This is a genomic window from Streptococcus chosunensis (genome assembly GCF_003626515.1).
GTDB lineage: Bacteria > Bacillota > Bacilli > Lactobacillales > Streptococcaceae > Streptococcus > Streptococcus chosunensis.
The window spans coordinates 1-4,233 of sequence record NZ_RBCK01000006.1; the positions used below are offsets into that span (position 1 = coordinate 1).

5 protein-coding genes are annotated in these 4,233 nt (G+C 35.3%); all 5 read left to right on the plus strand.

Annotation, left to right across the window (positions count from 1 at the left end):
- The first annotated feature begins 250 nt into the window (after positions 1 to 250).
- Positions 251 to 1,192: an integrase domain-containing protein gene (locus tag D7D54_RS09230; protein WP_120719276.1), complete on the plus strand. Its 942-nt coding sequence runs from the start codon at positions 251 to 253 to the stop codon at positions 1,190 to 1,192.
- 283 nt (positions 1,193 to 1,475) lie between these two features.
- Entirely contained in the window at positions 1,476 to 1,760 is a 285-nt protein-coding gene (relB, locus tag D7D54_RS09235) for a type II toxin-antitoxin system RelB/ParD family antitoxin (RefSeq protein ID WP_120719277.1), read from the plus strand.
- On the plus strand, positions 1,750 to 2,070 hold the full coding sequence (locus D7D54_RS09240) for a type II toxin-antitoxin system RelE/ParE family toxin (protein WP_120719278.1): 321 nt from the start codon (positions 1,750 to 1,752) through the stop codon (positions 2,068 to 2,070). Before relB ends, D7D54_RS09240 begins: the two co-directional genes overlap by 11 nt.
- Before the next feature lie 97 nt (positions 2,071 to 2,167).
- Positions 2,168 to 3,268, plus strand: a complete 1,101-nt coding sequence (locus D7D54_RS09245; RefSeq protein WP_244193457.1) for a replication initiation factor domain-containing protein — start codon at positions 2,168 to 2,170, stop codon at positions 3,266 to 3,268.
- Positions 3,269 to 3,272: 4 nt separating this feature from the next.
- A complete protein-coding gene (locus D7D54_RS09250; protein ID WP_142924782.1) occupies positions 3,273 to 3,689 on the plus strand; it encodes a hypothetical protein in 417 nt (138 codons plus the stop codon).
- Positions 3,690 to 4,233 lie beyond the last annotated feature (544 nt).

Consider the following 4,233-nt stretch of genomic DNA (forward strand, 5'->3'; position numbering starts at 1 on the left):
TAAAGAAAGGAAAAAGAAAAAGTTAAATAATAAAAAAATTGATTGCATGAGTCACACACCGAATTTTTCAAGTAGTGTAAATTGTAGAGGTCATGGCTTAGACCTATTAAAAGTTGCTGATTTCTGTCATAGCATAGACAGGTTTATCAAAAAAGTTGCTAGGAGGTAGGCGAACGGACTACCACGCGTTTTAGTTTGAACAGATTTACATGATGGGGGAAATATCCTATCTATCTAGAAAGGGGTCAATATGGCGAGTGAGAGAAAGCAAAGTCGCTGGGCGAAACAGCGTCGATTGAAGAAAGAAAAGGAAAGTAAAGTTCCAACTTTTAGACAAATTGGTCAAGAGCGTTTAATGGAGATGTTGAGAGCTGGGTTTGGTCGCAGTCGCTCACTTGATAAAGTGAGGGGCGAAACTAAAAACAGAATTTACTCTAAACAAAGCTATGTCACTTACAAAAACCAATTTAGATATTTCTCTGATTGGGTAAAAGAAACAAATCCAGATGTTCGTTCAATTGATGAAGCTAGAACTTTAGTCGATAGTTACTTACAGTATCTTATTGATCAGAATCGTTCAGCTTATTCAATTGCTACTGCAAAGGCTGCTTTGTCAAAAGTTTTTAGAACTGATGCAACGCAGTTCATCGCTACGCCAATCCGTAGACGTGCAGACGTTCAAAGGTCTAGATTTTCAGTAGAACGAGATAAACATATCTCTGATGAGTTGGAACGTAAACTAAGCCAGTTCACGAGCGCTACAGGGTTGAGAAGAAAAGAAATGCTACAAATTGAAGCAGAATCTTTATTTTTCAAAGATGGTAGAGCTTATCTAAATGTAGTCAATGGGACTAAGAATGGTAAGCCTAGAGTTGCTGAAATCATGGGTGTTAGTGAAGCAGAAACAAAGATGATAGTTGAGTTCATTCAATCAAAAAAAGGGCGATTGTTTCCCAAACTATCGCCACATTATGATAATCACTATTACAGAGGGATATACGCAAAACGTATCTACTCCTTCTATGCAAGAAAGGAAAAAGACATACCTCCAAAAGAGAGATATGTGATGAGAAAAGACCGAGCTGGAGAGGTGTTTGATAAAGTGGCGATGAAAATCGCCAGTCAGTCTCTCGGGCATAATAGAATAAACGTGATAGCTCAGAGCTATCTATACAATAATGATGAAAATTGAAAAATTAAGATATTAGTGATATCCCACTTCTGACGAGGTGGGATTTTTTTGTGTAAGCAGAGCGGTTTATGCCGTGAAAGCGTCTTGTTTGCAAGCAGTAACAAAGTATGCTGGAACGTGCCGAGCCGAAGGCTTTAGCTTTCGGAACGGACACGGACAAAGTACGTCGTTACTGGTTTCTTGCTGACAAGATGACCATGGAATAAAAAGCGAGGGTTACAGTTGCAAAACTAGTTCTATTAGTGTAAAATACAAGTGTAAATAAAACGATAGGAGAAATGATATGAATACAGTAGCTTTACGAAATGTATCTTTTAAAACAGAACCTGATATTGTTGATGAAGCAACGAAAGTTTTTAGAAAAAAAGGTTATAGCTTATCTAAAGGATTGAGTTTATTTTTGAAAACAGTAGCGGTGGAAGAAGATGTAAATTTACCTTCTGCTGATGAGTTGGAAAAAGAAATGCTTTTTAAAAAACTTCAGGCTGAAATCAATCAAAGTGTTGCAGATATGGAGAAAGGGATCTATTTTACAAAAGAGGATTTAGTGAAAAGATATGAATTATAATATTCAATACTCTCCGCAAAGTCTCAAAGACTTAGATGACATACTTGACTTTTTGGCAACCACTTCAGATATTGATGTGGCTAAAAGAGTTATTTCTGAAATAATTGAAAAAATAGAGTCTCTTTCTTTTATGCCAGGAGGGTATAATTTTGATGAGAGGATAGAAAGAAAATTAAATAAGAAATATCCAACACAAGCTGTTCTTTGTAAAAAGTACATTATTCTATTTGTGGTAAAAGAAGAAAGCCAAATAGTTTATATTACCCATGTGATTAGTTCAAAAAGTGATTATTTGAGGTTATTAAAATAATTTTAGAAAGGTCAACAAAATAAAAAAAGAAAAGCAGAGCTGGAACTCGGCTTTTCAGATGATGTGTTTTACAAAATTTTGTTGTAATTATTATAGCATGAACGAAGAGAAAAATCAATTATCGTTGCACGAAAATGCTATTTGTGTAACAGATGATGGAGTTGAAAAAAGAGATTATGGCGAGAGAAAAAAGGTCATAAATTCTCTTGAAAAAATAACCGCCCCTTCTAACAGGCGGTTAAAGGTGCAAAGTTTACCCCTCTCATGTAAACTAGACTGGTCCATAGACCGAATAACGATAGTCGGATTTCTGAAGAAATTTAATTTCGACCATACGATTTTTACCGAAGATGGCGAGGTCATCTATACGGCTGGCGAAGATTTCACACTAGCCCAGGCAATGCCTATTCTCGCTAGAGAAGAGGGGGCAAAGAAAGCTGGAGCAGGGTGGAGCTTAATCGATAGATACGGCGAGAATATAGCCTATGTTGAAGTTTTGCCGTTTCTTGATAAAGAAACTGGCAGAGAAAAAGGGCGGATAGATTTCAACCCTAACAAAATCCAAGAACTTTTAAAGATAGACCTAAAAAGCTTTATAACAATGATGTTTGAAGAACCTCATTTCTCGCGTGCCGATGTGGCTTGCGATATTATAGGGCTACCAGATGACTATATTAGTCAATATAGATTGGCTGATGCCGTATCATTCCGCCCTTATTATGGATTAGGTGGAGCGTTAGAAACAGCATACTGGGGCGCTAGGTCTTCAGAGCGACAAATTAGGATGTATAACAAGTATCTGGAACGGATGAAGAAAAAAGAGGTTGTCCCAGAAGGTGTTGAAACGTGGTGGAGATTGGAAATGCAACTCCGTAGAGGTAAGGCTAGCGAATGGGTAAACGTGGTATATAAAGCCCTTGACTCATTTTACTCCTTGCATTATCTACCAGTTGATATGAAGGTTACAGATAAAGTAATGCTTAGTGGATTGATTGCTGAACCTTATTTAATTAGTGAACTATCTGACAGAACACGAAAGAAGTATAGGAAGTTAATGAAGCAATTAGCTAAGGATGATGAACTTACAAACCATCTAAAGGCGAGCTTTTCCGAAAGCATTGAGGAACTAGACAAAGAGCTAAACAACTGGCTCAAAGGCATGACGGTAAACCGTGAAGAAAGTGAAAATGAGGTATAGAAAAATGGGAACATGGATGAATGAGATTGAAGAGAATTATGATTTTCTGAAAACTGCTGAAGCAAAACAAATCTTTTTGAATTTGGAGAAAGTTGAGTATATACAAAAAGAAGAGATTCTTGATTTTGAAGATTTTAAAGAATGGCAAAATTCTTTGTTGATTAATGATGAAAAGCAGTCCTTAGTTGAACATCTTGTGACGTTAGGATGGGGGATGCAGAGAGGAATGGAGTCCAGTGAAGAAAAGAACAATAACAAAGATTTGTTGCTAGCTTTGAAACTAAAAGAAGAAATAGATCCAGATTATATATATGAGAATTGGTTTTATGAAAAGGAAAAAATGTTTTATAAAATGAAGTTGGCAGAATTAACGAATGACGATTTTTCTTATATAGAATTTTTTGAAGAATATAGAGCTTAAAAAAGGAGTGTTTCGGCACTCTCTTTTTTCTTGCCTGCAATCGCGAAGCGCAGGCAATCGCACGCATTCGTGCGACAGGAACGAGAGAGGAAAGCCGACCAAAGGCTTTTCGATGAGTGATAATTGTTTATACAGACATCAACGATGGATGTATAAACAATTATCTCATTCAGAATGAGATTATCTCGTAAAAATCACGATTTAGTTTTTTTGATTTCTGATTTTTTTATTTTGAAAAAAATGGCATAATAGTATTAGAGAATATTGATTGATGTGGAGTATTGAGAGTTAAGAGGAAAATAGAAATTTAAAAAATAAAAGAAGAAAAAAATTAGAATTGTAATTTTAAATTAAAAAGAAGAGGAAAAAACGTAGCTAACAAGCTAGGTTTTTTAGTTAGCAAAAAAATAGAATTTTAAAAAATTTAACTTTAAAAAAAGAAAAAAAGAATTAAAGAAAGGAAAAAGAAAAAGTTAAATAATAAAAAAATTGATTGCATGAGTCACACACCGAATTTTTCAAGTAGTGTAAATTGTAGAGGTCA